Annotated in this window: 12 protein-coding genes; 7 read left to right on the forward strand and 5 right to left on the reverse strand. The window is 70.5% G+C overall.

Translation table 11 applies throughout. The annotated features are described in order from the left end of the window. Nucleotides 1-82 precede the first annotated feature (82 nt). The gene (serC, locus tag BKA24_RS06180) at nucleotides 83-1,201 is read right to left on the reverse strand and encodes a phosphoserine transaminase (RefSeq protein WP_184216197.1); all 1,119 of its coding nucleotides are present in this window, start codon (nucleotides 1,199-1,201) and stop codon (nucleotides 83-85) included. Between the two features lie 130 nt (nucleotides 1,202-1,331). Here serC and BKA24_RS06185 point away from each other — a divergent pair, with 130 nt between their 5' ends. The 3 genes from BKA24_RS06185 (at nucleotide 1,332) to BKA24_RS06195 (ending at nucleotide 3,994) form a co-directional block, all read left to right on the forward strand. After that, a complete protein-coding gene (locus BKA24_RS06185; RefSeq protein WP_184216199.1) occupies nucleotides 1,332-2,036 on the forward strand; it encodes an iron-dependent transcriptional repressor DtxR in 705 nt (234 codons plus the stop codon). A 334-nt stretch (nucleotides 2,037-2,370) separates the two neighbouring features. Beyond that, on the forward strand, nucleotides 2,371-3,189 hold the full coding sequence (locus BKA24_RS06190) for a M23 family metallopeptidase (RefSeq protein ID WP_246367041.1): 819 nt from the start codon (nucleotides 2,371-2,373) through the stop codon (nucleotides 3,187-3,189). A 307-nt stretch (nucleotides 3,190-3,496) separates the two neighbouring features. Continuing rightward, nucleotides 3,497-3,994 (forward strand): HNH endonuclease, encoded by a 498-nt coding sequence (locus BKA24_RS06195; protein ID WP_184216203.1) that lies wholly within the window; start codon nucleotides 3,497-3,499, stop codon nucleotides 3,992-3,994. On the opposite strand, the gene BKA24_RS06200 is transcribed toward BKA24_RS06195, so the two are convergent. Beyond that, nucleotides 3,991-5,223 carry an MFS transporter gene (locus BKA24_RS06200; RefSeq protein ID WP_184216205.1) on the reverse strand — a complete coding sequence of 411 codons (1,233 nt, stop codon included), beginning with the start codon at nucleotides 5,221-5,223 and terminating at the stop codon, nucleotides 3,991-3,993. The genes BKA24_RS06195 and BKA24_RS06200 overlap by 4 nt on opposite strands. A gap of 144 nt (nucleotides 5,224-5,367) precedes the next feature. On the opposite strand from BKA24_RS06200, the gene BKA24_RS06205 reads away from it, so the two are divergent. The 4 genes from BKA24_RS06205 (at nucleotide 5,368) to BKA24_RS06220 (ending at nucleotide 11,448) form a co-directional block, all read left to right on the forward strand. Then, nucleotides 5,368-6,054 (forward strand): hypothetical protein, encoded by a 687-nt coding sequence (locus BKA24_RS06205; protein ID WP_184220490.1) that lies wholly within the window; start codon nucleotides 5,368-5,370, stop codon nucleotides 6,052-6,054. Nucleotides 6,055-6,103: 49 nt separating this feature from the next. After that, nucleotides 6,104-7,687 carry a DNA polymerase Y family protein gene (locus tag BKA24_RS06210; protein ID WP_184216208.1) on the forward strand — a complete coding sequence of 528 codons (1,584 nt, stop codon included), beginning with the start codon at nucleotides 6,104-6,106 and terminating at the stop codon, nucleotides 7,685-7,687. After that, complete coding sequence (locus BKA24_RS06215; protein ID WP_184216210.1) at nucleotides 7,687-11,100, forward strand: error-prone DNA polymerase; 3,414 nt, start codon at nucleotides 7,687-7,689, stop codon at nucleotides 11,098-11,100. Before BKA24_RS06210 ends, BKA24_RS06215 begins: the two co-directional genes overlap by 1 nt. Nucleotides 11,101-11,205: 105 nt before the next feature. After that, the gene (locus BKA24_RS06220; RefSeq protein WP_184216212.1) at nucleotides 11,206-11,448 is read left to right on the forward strand and encodes a hypothetical protein; all 243 of its coding nucleotides are present in this window, start codon (nucleotides 11,206-11,208) and stop codon (nucleotides 11,446-11,448) included. A 3-nt stretch (nucleotides 11,449-11,451) separates the two neighbouring features. Here the strand turns inward: BKA24_RS06220 and BKA24_RS06225 are convergent, their stop codons facing one another. The 3 genes from BKA24_RS06225 to BKA24_RS06235 are packed head-to-tail and all read right to left on the reverse strand — an operon-like array spanning nucleotide 11,452 to nucleotide 13,234. Further along, a complete protein-coding gene (locus BKA24_RS06225; RefSeq protein ID WP_184216214.1) occupies nucleotides 11,452-12,165 on the reverse strand; it encodes a hypothetical protein in 714 nt (237 codons plus the stop codon). Next, on the reverse strand, nucleotides 12,162-12,629 hold the full coding sequence (locus tag BKA24_RS06230; RefSeq protein ID WP_343065969.1) for a DUF6114 domain-containing protein: 468 nt from the start codon (nucleotides 12,627-12,629) through the stop codon (nucleotides 12,162-12,164). Before BKA24_RS06230 ends, BKA24_RS06225 begins: the two co-directional genes overlap by 4 nt. An 11-nt stretch (nucleotides 12,630-12,640) precedes the next feature. After that, nucleotides 12,641-13,234 carry a DUF6230 family protein gene (locus BKA24_RS06235; RefSeq protein ID WP_184216216.1) on the reverse strand — a complete coding sequence of 198 codons (594 nt, stop codon included), beginning with the start codon at nucleotides 13,232-13,234 and terminating at the stop codon, nucleotides 12,641-12,643. Nucleotides 13,235-13,326: the final 92 nt, after the last annotated feature.

The raw sequence follows: 13,326 nt of genomic DNA on the forward strand, positions 1-13,326 counted from the left end.
CAGGATTCCGAGGGGATCGTGTGGCCCTCACGTTTTCTGTGGCTCTCGGGCGGCGGGCGGATGCCGCGGCGCGGCGCGCGGGTCAGTCCGCGAGGTGCGCGACGGTGTAGTCGATCGCCTTGATGAGCTGGCGGACGTCGTCGGGCTCGATCGAGACGAAGGTCGCCACGCGCAGCTGGTTGCGCCCGAGCTTGCGGTACGGCTCGGTGTCGACGATGCCGTTGGCGCGCAGGCTCTTCGCAATCGCCGCGGCATCCACCTTCTCGTCGAAGTCGATCGTCACGACGACGGGGGAGCGGTCGGCCGGATTCGCGACGAACGGGGTCGCGAACGACGCGGCATCCGCCCACTCGTACAGCGCGCCCGAAGACTCCGCGGTGCGGGCGCCCGCCCACGCGAGTCCGCCGTTGCCGTTGATCCACTCCAGCTGCGAATCGAGCAGCTGCAGGGTCGCCACCGCCGGGGTGTTCAGCGTCTGATTGAGGCGGGAGTTGTCGAGCGCGTTCTTCAGGCTGAGGAACTCGGGGATGTACCGGCCGGATGCCGCGACCCGCTCGATCCGCTCGATCGCGGCGGGCGAGACGGCGGCATACCAGAGGCCTCCGTCGGACCCGAGGTTCTTCTGGGGCGCGAAGTAGTAGACATCGGTCTGCGTGACGTCGAAGTCGATGCCGCCGGCGGCGCTCGTGGCGTCGATGACGGTCAGGGCGCCCTCGTCGCCGGACACGCGCGTGATCGCGCTGGCCACGCCGGTCGAGGTCTCGTTGTGCGCCCACGCGTACACGTCGACACCCTCGACCGCCTCGGCCACGGTGCTGGTGCCCGGCTCGACCGAGCGGACGTCAGGTGCTTCAAGCCACGGGGCGCCGGCGGCCTTGGCGAACTTGCCGCCGAACTCGCCCGAGACGAGGTTCTGGGCGCGCTTCTCGATGAGGCCGAAGGCGGCAGCGTCCCAGAAGGCGGTGGAGCCGCCGTTGCCGAGGATGATCTCGTAGCCGTCGGGGATCCGCAGCAGGTCGGCGAGACCCTGGCGCGTGCGACCGACGAGGTCCTTCACGGGAGCCTGGCGGTGCGAGGTGCCGAACAGCGACGCCCCGCGGGAGACGAGTTGCTCGAGCTGCTCGGCGCGGATCTTGGACGGGCCGCAGCCGAATCGTCCGTCGACGGGCAGGATCTCGCGGGGGAGCGTCACAGGAGCCATTCTCAGATTCTATGGGGAGGCCTACCTCCCGCCCGGTCGCGTGACGCCCCGCGACGCGGCTCGCGCGGACTCGCGCGGCGGCGGAGCGGATAGGCTGGGAGGCGACTGTCCGCCGGCGAGAAGGCATGTGATGACCGACCTCATCGACACCACCGAGATGTATCTGCGCACCATCCTCGAGCTCGAGGAGGAGGGCATCACGCCCCTGCGCGCGCGCATCTCCGAGCGTCTCGGCCACTCCGGTCCGACGGTGTCGCAGACGATCGGCCGCATGGAGCGCGACGGCCTCGTGATCGTCTCCGAGGTGCGCAAGCTGGAGCTCACGGATGCCGGTCGGCAGAAGGCTGTCGACGTCATGCGCAAGCACCGTCTTGCGGAGCGCCTGCTCAGCGACGTGATCGGTCTGGATTGGGCCTACGTCCACGACGAGGCCTGCCGGTGGGAGCACGTGATGAGCGAGCTCGTGGAGCGTCGTCTCATCGAGCTGCTCGACCACCCGACCGAGTCGCCGTACGGCAACCCGATCCCGGGCCTCGACCAGCTCGGCGACGTGCCGGCCAACACCTTCGACAACGGGGTGGTGGGTCTCGTGCGCCGCCTGAACGAGTCGGACGGGCCCATCACGGGCAGCGTGCGTCGCCTGGCGGAGCCGGTTCAGGTCGACCCGGAGCTGCTGACGCAGCTGCGCGACGCCGGTGTGATGCCCGGGGCGAGCGGTGCGTTCCGCTTCAGCGAGGGCTACGTCCTAGTGGAGATGGACGGCTCATCGGAGGCGCTGGAGCTGCCCGTCGAGGTGGCTTCGCACATCTTCATCGTCGACGCCCGCGCCGCCTGACTCGCGCGATCGCCCGTGCCGGCGGACCTGAACGTCCGCCGGGCATCGCCCGGGAGGCCGCGCCACCATGTGGATGAAGCGTGACTTATTCGTTACCTTCCGGTAGCCTCGGAAAGTCCAACGGCGAGAAGCCCGCCACGGACCGCTTCGCGAGTTGCCTCTCCGGCTCGTCATTCGCGCAGTGACACCCGTACATCTGTGCCCGACACTGAGTGCCGACGAGCCAGCATCCACCCCCCTGGATGCAGAGGCGCCGGAGGATAGCTTGGCTGAAGAGTTCCACCCGTCGACTGAAGTTTCTGAGGCGTCGACGTCCCCCCGTAAAGGCCGTCTCTTGCGCCGCACCGCCGCCAAGGCGCCTGCGACCCGTTCGAGCGCGAGCCGTCCCCACCCCGTCCGCAGCTTCGTGACCCTTGCCGCCGTCGCAGGCATGGTCGCGACGGTGGCGATCCCCGCCTTCGTGGCAGCCGACCGCGGCGACGTCGCCGAGGCGCGCACGCTGCAGCAGGTCTCCGCCGACGACGCCCAGTCGCTCGTCGTGGCGTCGGAGGCTACCCCCGAGGCTCTCGAGCGCGGAGGCTACTCGGCCACCACGCCCGAGGAGATCCAGGCGAAGAAGGACAAGGAAGCCGCCGAAGCCGCCGCCAAGGCAGCCCTCGCCGCGCGCCTCGCGGCAGCCGCGAGCGCGACCAGCTCGAGCTCGAGTTCCAGCTCCAGCTCCAGCTCGAGCTTCTCCAGTGCCGTGCCGCTCGTCGCTCCGGGCTCGGGGCTCGTGCGTCGCCCGCTGGCCCGCTTCGACAACTTCGGCACCCCCTACGCCGGCCACAAGGGCACCGACTACATGGACGGACGCGGCGAAGGCATCTACGCCGTCGCCGACGGCACGGTTGTCGCTTCGTCGGAGTCGGGACCGGGCTGGGGTGTGTACGTGAAGATCGCGCACAACATCAACGGCACGAACGTCACCTCGCTCTACGCCCACATGGATTGGGGCACTCGCCGCGTCCAGGTCGGGCAGACGGTCTCGGCCGGTCAGCTCATCGGTCAGGTCGGCGACACCGGTCGCGCCAACGGCACCCACCTGCACCTGGAGATCCGCGTGAACAACGGATACACCAACGCGGAGTCGTGGCTGCAGGCCAACGCCGGCTGACGACACGCGAAGAACCGTTCTCCTGCTGTTCGCCCCGCGGCATCCCTGGGTGTAATAGCCTGACCCCGACGCTCGTTCGAGCCGAGGGGAAGCCGATGGACATTCAACCCCGCATTCGCAACCGGAATGCGCTAGGTCGTTATGTGCTTCGGCATCGTGTGCACGATTGCCGCGACTTCGGTCGTGCGATTGAAGGCGCTGTCTTTTGACAGCGCCTTTTTTCGTGCCCGCACCTCCTCTGTTCGCTCTCGCGTCGGATAACCGGACAACCGCTGAAGCCGTCACGGCCGTTCGAGAGGAAACCCCTATGCGCACCCTGGTGCTGAATGCCGGATACGAACCCTTGGCCGTCGTGTCGTTCAAGCGAGCGCTCGTGCTCGTGATGACCGACAAGGCGACCGTCATCGAACGGGTGGAGGGGGATCCGGTCTGGGCTGCGCACGACGTGTTCGATCGACCCGCCGTCATCCTGCTCACCCGCTACGTGCGCGTCCCGAACGGGCGCCGCGTGCCGGTGACCCGGCGCGGTGTGCTGCGGCGCGACGGGCACCGTTGCGCGTACTGCGGGAAGAGCGCGTCGACGATCGACCACGTGCTGCCGCGCTCCCGGGGTGGAGCGGATTCATGGGAGAACCTCGTTGCGGCATGTCTGCGCTGCAACAACATGAAGGGCGACCGGACGCCGCAGGAGATGCGGTGGGAGCTGCGGTGGCTGCCGATGCCACCCAGCGGCGCGCAATGGCGGGTGCGCGGCACCGAGCGCACCGAGCCGGCATGGGAGCCGTACCTGGCGCTCGCCGCCTAGCCGCGGGACCGCTCCTCGTCTCCGTGCGCGGTGCCGCTCGCCGCGGTGCGGCGTGGGCGCAAGGTGAACGCGAGCAGCACGACGATGGCGCCGGCGATCGGGTAGACGATCAGCGCGGTGCGAAGGTCGGTCTGCTCGGCGAGCAGGCCGACGGCGGGCGGCGCGAAGAGGAAGCCGAGGCGCATGAGCCAGGCGAGGAATGTGAGTCCCGACCCTGCGCGCAGACCCGGCATCTCGTCGGCGGCGTGCATCGCGGCGGGCACGATGGTCGCTGACCCGAAGCCGGCCGCGGCGAGCCCGATGATCGTGCCGGGGACGGTCGGGAAGGCGAGCGCGAGCCCGAGGCCGAGGGCGATCAGGATGCCGCCGGCACGAGCGACGGCGACGGCGCCGAAGCGGTCGGTGAAGCGGTCGCCGAGCATCCGCCCGACGAACTGCGCGCCGATGAGCGCGATGTAGCCCGTCGCGGCGATCGCGCCGATCGCACCGAGGGAGTCGGAGAGGTACAGCGTCGACCAGGAGCTGCCGAGGTCCTCGACCATCGCGCCCGCGATCGCGATGACGACCAGCGCCGCGAGCAGCGCGATGGTGCGGATGCCGGGCCGCACGGCGGGGACGACGGGGGCTGCCCCGGCGGTGTCGTCGAGCGACTGCTCGCCGGTGCGCGGCAGGCAGAAGCGCCACGCGGTGAGGGCGGATGCCGAGAACACCGCCCCCGCGATCGCGAGGTGCACGGGCACCGGAACGCTCAGGGCGATGGCGCCGGCGGCCATCGCGCCGCCGAGGACGGCGCCGACGGACCAGATCGCGTGCAGGGAGTTGATGATCGAGCGGCCGAATCGGCGCTGCACCTCGAGGCCGTGGGTGTTCTGTCCGACGTCGACGATGGCGTCGAGTGCGCCGCCGAGGAACATCGGGACGGCGAACAGGATTGCGGTGGGCGCGAAGCCCGCGCACAGCAGGGCGATCGCGATGAGGACAGTGCCGACGGCGGCGACGGGTGCGGAGCCGAACCGGCGCATGAGGGGCGCGGCGAGCAGGCCCAGGAGGAAGGAGCCGAGCGGCCAGGCGGCCAGGAGCAGCCCGTAGACGGCGGTGTCGACGCCGAGCGTCTCTTTGATCTCGGGCAGGCGCGGCACGATGTTCGCGAAGAGGGCGCCGTTCGTGAGGAACAGGGCGGAGACCGCGATGCGGGCGCGGCGGACCTCGAGAGGGATTGCGGAGGGCATCCGTCCATCCTGCCGCGCGGGGCCTCCTGCGGTCGTGATCCGGTGCCGATCGTTCGCGGCGATGTCGGAACCCGTGCGTATCTTCGAACTCGACCGCTTGAGTCACTCGAACAAAGCTTCTACCATGTCGAGGTGAGATCCATCGTGCGCGACACTGCGACTGCACAAGAAGTGCAGCGTCTGCGTGCGCAGATGGCGCAGATTCAAGGGCGCAAGCTCGATGCGCCGCCCCTTCCCACCCATCCTGCCCTGGCTGAGCTGCTTCCGGGCGGGGGGCTGCGCCCGGGCTCGTCGTACGCGATCGGCGGCTCGATGTCGCTGCTGTTCGGTCTGCTGGCGCAACCGTCGCAGACGGGCAGCTGGTGTGGGGTGGTGGGGATGCCGGGGTTCGGCGCCGAGGCGGCCGAGAAGGCGGGCGTCGACCTCTCCCATCTCGTGCTGATCCCCGAGCCGGGTCCGCGCTGGCTCGCGGTGACGGCGACGATCGCCGATGTGCTGCCGGTGGTGGCGGTGCGGCCGCCGTCGCGGGCGAAGGATGCCGAGGTCTCGCGGCTCGCGGCACGGATGCGCGAGCGTGGGGTGGTGCTGCTGGTGCAGGGTCCGTGGCCGCAGACCGAGGCGATGATCGACGTGACGGATGCCCGGTGGTCGGGTCTCGGCGACGGGTACGGCGTGCTGTCAGACCGCGAGCTGACCGTCACGGTGACGAGCCGGCGCTTTCCGGTGCCGCGGTCGTCGCGGATGCTGTTGCCCGCTCCCGACGGCGCGCTCGCGGTGCGTGAGCAGCCGATGGCTCCGGTCGTGGAGCTGCCGATGCGGGCGGTGAGCTGATGCGTCGAATGGATGCCGCGCGCGCAGCGCGTCGCGAAGAGGCGAGCTGATGGATCCCGCGCTCGTCGACACCGGCACCGAGCCGGTCCGCAGCCTCGTCGTGTGGGTGCCGGACTGGCCGGTCGTCGCGCTCGCCCGCGAGGGGCTCGCCGAGGCCGAGCAGCCGATCGCCGTCTTCGCGAAGGGGATGGTCGCCGCGACCTCCCCGGCCGCGCGCGCCGACGGCGTGCGACGGGGAATGCGGCGACGCGACGCGCAGGCGCGATGCCCGCAGCTGCAGGTGGTCGACGCCGACGAGTCGCGCGACCACCGCACGTTCGCACCGCTCATCGCCCGGCTCGAGGAGATCGCCCCCGGTGTGCAGCTGCGCGAGCCGGGACTGTGCGCGCTGCGGGTGAAGGGACCCGCCCGGTTCTACGGCGGTGAGGCGGGCGCGGCGACGGCGCTCACCGGTGCGCTCGCCGAGCTCGGTCTGCTCGATGTGCGTGCGGGGGTGGGCGATGGCCCGTTCACGGCGGAGCAGGCCGCCCGCACCACCGGTCCGGATGCTCCGCTGCGGATCGTGCCGCCGGGAGCGGCGGCCGCGTTCCTGTCGCCCCTGCCGGTGACGGCGCTCGAAGACGAGGCGGTCGCGAGCCTGTTCGCACGCCTCGGCATCCACACCCTCGGTCAGCTCGCTGCACTGCCGCCTGCGCGGCTCGTCGAACGCCTCGGTCCCCGCGGGGCGCGATTGCATGCGCTCGCGTCGGGGCTCGACTCGCAGCCGGTGCAGCCGCGCACGCCACCGCCCGAGCTCGAGCGCGAGGTGAGCTTCGAGCCGCCGCTCGAGATCGCCGATCAGGTGGCGTTCGGCATCCGTCTCGCGGCGGAGCAGTTCATCTCGGGGCTCGGTGCGGTCGACCTCGTCTGCACCGAACTCCGAGTCGCGCTGACGGGCGACCGTGGCGACCACAGCGAGCGGGTGTGGCTGCACCCCGGAGCATTCGATGCGGCCGCCGTCGTCGACCGGGTGCGCTGGCAGCTCGCCGAGCGTGGGCTCAAGAGTGCCGTTGGAAAGGTGCGGATCGCACCCGAGAAGGTGGACGCGGCATCCCATCACGTGAAGGGGCTGTTCGGCTCGGGTCCCGAGGAACGCGTGCACTCGGCGCTCTCGCGCGTACAGGCGATGCTCGGACACACGGGCGTCGTCACCCCGCAGGTCGGTGGCGGCCGGTGGCTCGCCGAGCGGCAGGTGCTCGTGCCGTGGGGCGACCGCGCGGTCATCGCCGAGCGGGCACGGCCGTGGCCGGGGAGTCTGCCGGACCCGCTGCCGGCGACCGTGTTCCCCGAACCGGTCCCGGTCGCCGTGATCGACCGCGACGACGACATGGTCGCGGTCGACGGGCGCGGCGAGCTGACGGCCGAGCCGGTCGCGCTGATCCTCCCAGGAGCGCCGGACGCGTCGGGGGCGCGCCGCCCGCGGCATCCGCGTCGTCTGGAATCGTGGGCGGGTCCGTGGCCCGTCATGGAGCGGGGGTGGGATGCCGCGCGCGCGCGCCGCGCGCACCGGTTCCAGGTCGTCGACGAGGCGCAGACGGCCTGGCTGCTGGTATGCGAGGAGGGCGTCTGGCACGCCGAGGGACGGTACGACTGATGGGGTGGGGCAACAACCCGTCGGTCTCGTGGTCGGAGATGGAGCGGATCCTCAGCGACCGGCGCCGGCCCGAGGGAGCGCCGTCGGGTGCGGACGGCGGTGACAGTCCGGCCTGGTCGCACAAGCGCGGAAAGTACCGTGCGCCCGAGATCGAGCGTCCGACCGAGACCGTGCCGTACGCCGAACTGCACGCGCACTCGTCGTTCTCGTTCCTCGACGGCGCCTCGTCGCCGGAGGAGCTCGTCGAGGAGGCGGAACGGCTGGGCCTGCACGCCCTCGCGGTGACCGACCACGATGGGTTCTACGGCATCGTCCGCTTCGCCGAGGCGGCGGAGCACCTGCAGCTGCAGACCGTCTTCGGTGCCGAGCTGTCGCTCGGTCTGCCCGGTCCGCAGAACGGTGAGCCAGACCCGCACGGCAGCCATCTGCTGGTGCTCGCCCGGGGTGAAGAGGGCTACCACCGGCTTGCCGCCGCGATCACGCACGCGCAGCTGTCGGGGGGCGAGAAGGGGCGCCCGGTCTATGATCTCCACGATCTGGCGGACCGCGCTGGAGGTCACTGGCAGATCTTGACGGGATGCCGCAAGGGCGCCGTCCGGCGGACGCTCGCCGAGGACGGGCCGGCTGCCGCGGCCTACGAGCTCGACCGGCTCGTCGACCTGTTCGGGCCCGAGCGGGTCGATGTCGAGCTCATCGATCAGGGCGCGCCGACCGACTCGCGTGACAACGACGTGCTGGCCGCGCTCGCCGCGGAGCGCGGGCTGCCGATCGTCGCGACGAACAACGTGCACTACGCCGTGCCCGAGAAAGTGCACCTCGCGGCGGCGGTCGCGGCGGTGCGGGCCAACCGCGGCCTCGACGAGCTCGACGGGTGGCTGCCCTCGCACGCGAGCGCGCATCTGCGCTCGGGCGCCGAGATGGCGCGGCGGTTCCGGCGGTATCCGGGGGCGGTGGAGCGCACGGTCGAGCTCGCCGACGAGCTCGCGTTCCCGCTGCGCCGCGCGAAGCCCGCGCTGCCGAAGATGCAGGTGCCCGAGGGGCACACGCCGATGACGTGGCTGCGTCACCTCGTGTGGGAGGCGGTGCCCCGCAAATACCCGGATGCCACCGACGCGAACCGTGCGCGCATCGAGAAGGAGCTCGGCGTCATCGAGCAGAAGGACTTCCCCGGGTACTTCCTCATCGTGCACGGCATCGTGCAGGAGGCGCGGCGCCGCGGCATCCTGTGCCAGGGGCGGGGGTCGGCTGCGAACAGTGCCGTCTGCTATCTGCTCGATATCACGGCGATCGACTCGATCTTCTACAATCTGCCGTTCGAGCGGTTCCTGTCAGCGCTGCGCGACGAGGAGCCCGACATCGACGTCGACTTCGACTCGGACCGGCGCGAGGAGATCATCCAGTGGGTCTACGAGACGTACGGGCGTGAGCGGGCGGCGCAGGTCGCGAACGTCATCCAGTACCGGCCGAAGAACGCGGTCCGCGACATGGCGAAGGCGCTCGGGCACTCGCCGGGGCAGCAGGATGCCTGGTCTAAGCAGGTTGAGCGCTGGGGTGCGGTGCTCGACACCCCGCCCGACCATGACATCCCCGAGCGGGTGGTCGCGTACGCGGGGGAGCTGCTGAAGGCGCCTCGGCATCTCGGCATCCATTCGGGAGGGATGGTGCTCACCGATCGGCCGGTGGGGGAGGTGGTGCCGATCGAGCATGCGCGCATGAAGAACCGCACCGTCATCCAGTGGGACAAGGACGATGCCGCGTGGATGGGGCTCGTGAAGTTCGACCTGCTGGGGCTCGGGATGCTCGCCGCGCTCCAGTACTGCTTCGACATGATCGCGGCGGCGACGGGGGAGCAGTGGTCGCTCGACACCATGCCGAAGGAGGAGGCGGCGGTCTACGACATGCTGTGCCGCGCCGATTCGATCGGCGTGTTCCAGGTCGAGTCCCGCGCGCAGATGGGCCTGTTGCCCCGCCTGCAGCCGCGGAAGTTCTACGACCTCGTCGTCGAGATCGCGCTCATCCGTCCGGGGCCGATCCAGGGCGGCGCGGTGCACCCGTTCGTGCGGCGCAAGCTCGGCGACGAGCCGATCACCTACGCGCACCCGAAGCTCAAGCCGGTGCTGGAGCGGACGCTCGGCATCCCAGTGTTCCAGGAGCAGCTCATGCAGATGGGCATGGCGATCGGTGACCTCTCGGGGGAGGATGCCGACCTGCTGCGCCGTGCGATGGGATCGAAGCGCGGGATCGAGCGGATCGACTCGCTGAAGAAGAAGCTGTACGAGGGGATGGCGCGCAACGGCCTGACCGGCAAGGCTGCCGACGACATCTACGTGAAGATCCAGGCGTTCGCGAACTTCGGTTTCGCCGAGAGCCACTCACTGTCGTTCGGTCTGCTCGTCTACGCGTCGTCGTGGCTGAAGCTGCACTATCCGGCGGCGTTCCTCGCGGCGCTGCTGCGCGCGCAGCCGATGGGCTTCTACTCGCCCGCGACCCTGACCGCCGACGCCCGCCGGCACGGGGTGGAGGTGCGTCGCCCCGACCTGCTCGCGTCGGGGGTGGACGCGGGGCTCGAGCCGGTGTCGGAGTCCGCTGCGGAGCTTCGCCGCCCGCCGACGGGCCGGGACGCCTGCGCCGATCGTCTTCAGCCACCCGTGCCGGAGTTCGACCGGTCGCTGCCGGATGAGTCGGCCGCCCACCGGCGCGACGGGGAGTTCGCCGTGCGGCTGGGGCTCGCGTCGGTGACGGGCATCGGGGTACCGCTGGCGACGAAAATCGTGGCGGAGCGTGACGCGTCCGGTCCGTATCGAGACCTGCGCGACCTCGTACGTCGGACCGGTGCGACGGCGGCGCAGCTGGAGGCCCTCGCCACGGCCGGAGCCTTCGAGGGCCTCGGCATCAGCCGGCGCGAGGGCATCTGGCTGGCCGGGGATGCCGCGCAGGACCGGCAGGAGTTCCTCGAAGGGTCGCTGGTGTCGGTGCAGCCGCCGCTGTTCCCCGACCAGTCCAGCTACGACGTCCTCGCCGCCGATCTGTGGGCGACCGGTCTGTCGTCGGATGACCATCCGCTCACGCACTACCGGTCGCAGCTCCATGCACGCGGGGTGATCACCTCCCGCGGCATGCGCGTGCATGAGGTGGGTCGGCGCATCGAGGTCGCGGGCCTGGTCACGCACCGGCAGCGGCCGGCGACGGCATCCGGCATCACGTTCCTGAACCTCGAGGACGAGCACGGTGTGATGAACGTCATCTGCTCGGTCGGGGTGTGGAACAGGTATCGGCGCATCCTGCGCGACAGTCCTGCCCTCATCGCACGCGGCATGCTCGAGCGCTCGCCGGAAGGGGTCACCAACCTCGTCGCCGACGCGTTCGACGACCTGCGCGTCGGGGTGCAGCACCGCTCGCGCGATTTCCGGTGAGCGGACCCGACACGATAGCCGTGCGATCTGCGGTGCGCCAGCCCACGCGCGAGGTGCGACCCGCTCCGTACCGTGGGCCCTCACGGGACGCAGAGGAGCACGCGCATGGGTGAGATCGAACGTCGACGTTGGACCACGGGGAACATCACGGTGCTGGCGCTCAGTGTCGTCTTCATCATCGTCGCGATCGCTTTCGCCATTCTCGGAACGCTGTCGCTCTCGATCGAGAATCCGAATGCGGTGCTGGGAGTGGGCATGCTCATCGGCGCCGCGATCGTCGGCATCGCCGGGATCGCGGGCATCGTCTACACGATCCGCAACCTGGTGCACCCGCGGCCGCAGTCATAGCGGTCACTCGACGATGCGCTGGTCCGTGTTCGAGTAGGTGATGGAGTCGGCGACCGTGCCGACCAGGCCGAACGTGACGCGCAGCAGCTTCGGCTCGATGCCGTCCTCGGGCGGGGGCGTGTCGGCGCCGAGCGTGAGCGCCTTGCCGTTCTGGGTCGTCGCGGTCAGCGAGTTCAGATAGACCTGCACGTCGCCGTCGAGGTCCATCGTGTCTGCCGTGGTGACCAGTGCCGGGTGGCTCTGGCCGGGGGTGACGGTGAGGGAGAAGCCGGTGATCGTGATGTGGTCGGCCGAGATCTTCAGCGCCTCGGTTTCCGATCCGTCTGCGAGCGGAACGGTGACGAGGCTGATGCCCTTCAGCCCTCGGATCGACAGGGAGTCCGACCCGAGCTGTGCGGGGGGCTGCGTGAAGACCGGCGCCTCGTCATCGGCGACCGGCTCGGCCGGGGTCGGCGTCGGGCTTGGCGTCTCGGGATCATCCGGCCGCGGAGCCGCCGACTCTCCGGGGAGGGGGAGGTCGGGAACGATGCCGCCGGACTCCGACGGGCTCGGTGCCGACGTCGGCGTCGGGGAGGGCTCCTCATCGCAGTCCCAGATGCCCGGGATCGGCAGACAGAACGCGGCAGCGACCGGGGCGGCGGCGGCCCCTGACAGAGCGGATGCCGCGACCATGCCGGCGGCGAGCACGATCGCCGCGCGCGTGCCGCGACGCGTCACGGTGCGACCTCGGCGGTGTCGGCGGTCGCCTCCTCCGTGGTGTCGCGCGACGCGGCATCCGTGCGCTTCGGTGCCCACGAGACGACGAGCACACCGCCGACCGCGCTGAGCAGCATTCCGATGAGGAACCCGCCGAGGTTGACACCGATCAGCGAGTACACGGCGACGGCGAGGGCGAGCACCCCGTAGAAGATGCGGTGGGCGGGCATGGCGATGGCGAGGATGCCGAGAAGGACGAGCGCGAACGGGATGATCGTGGCCTGCAGGCCCTCGATGCCCATCTGGATGTGGAGGTTGCCGAGGTCGAGCTGGCTCGACCCGAACATCTCGAGTCCACCGAGAGCGACGAGGATGCCTCCGGCGAACGGTCGAGCGCGGCGCCACGCGCGGAAGCGGCCGGTCGTCGCACGCCGCCGCTCGACGTGTCGCGCCTCGGTCTGTCGTCCGCGGGTGCGCTCGGTCACGACGGTGCTCGTCAGAAGCACGTCTCGCCGTCCGTCAGCTCCAGCTTCATGCCGGTGAGCGTGAAGACGGAGGCCTGGGTCGACCAGGCGGTCTGCTGCAGGCCGTCGATGGTGATGCCGTCGGCATCCTGCGCGAAATCGCCCGCCGAGCCCTTCGCCTCGGTGTTCACGGTCGAGGCGTCGACGCCGATGCGGATGTTGGTGAACGACGAATCGCCCTTGAGCCCCGTCATGCCGATCTGCAGGTCGCTCGCCGAGGCGGGGTTCTTTCCGCCGCCGGCGGTGATGAGCACGCCGACCTTGCCGAGCGGGGTGTCGGTGACGACCGACTGGCAGAGGTCGGAAAGCGTCGCCTGCTTGATGTTCGCGATCGCGACGGCGTGCTCACCGCCTTCGGTGTCTTTCGTGACGCCGGCGTACTGCGAGAATCCGGTTCCGTCGAGCTTGCTCGCGCTGATCTGGAACTGGCTGCCCGAGACGGCGAACGAGACGGGCACGGCGCCTTGGGCGACGCCGCCCAGGAGCAGAGCGGATGCCGCGGCGACGGGGACGGCGGCGAGGGTGGCGCGCCCGAGGCGCGAACGGGTGAGGGTGCGGAACTTCATCGATCCTCCGGGTGAGACGGACGGCGGCGGTGCCGTACGGGGGACCACGTTAGACCTCATTGACAGACAGTCAACAGCGCGCCGGGCAGTGT

This window comes from Microbacterium marinum (genome assembly GCF_014204835.1).
Classification (GTDB): Bacteria; Actinomycetota; Actinomycetes; order Actinomycetales; family Microbacteriaceae; genus Microbacterium; species Microbacterium marinum.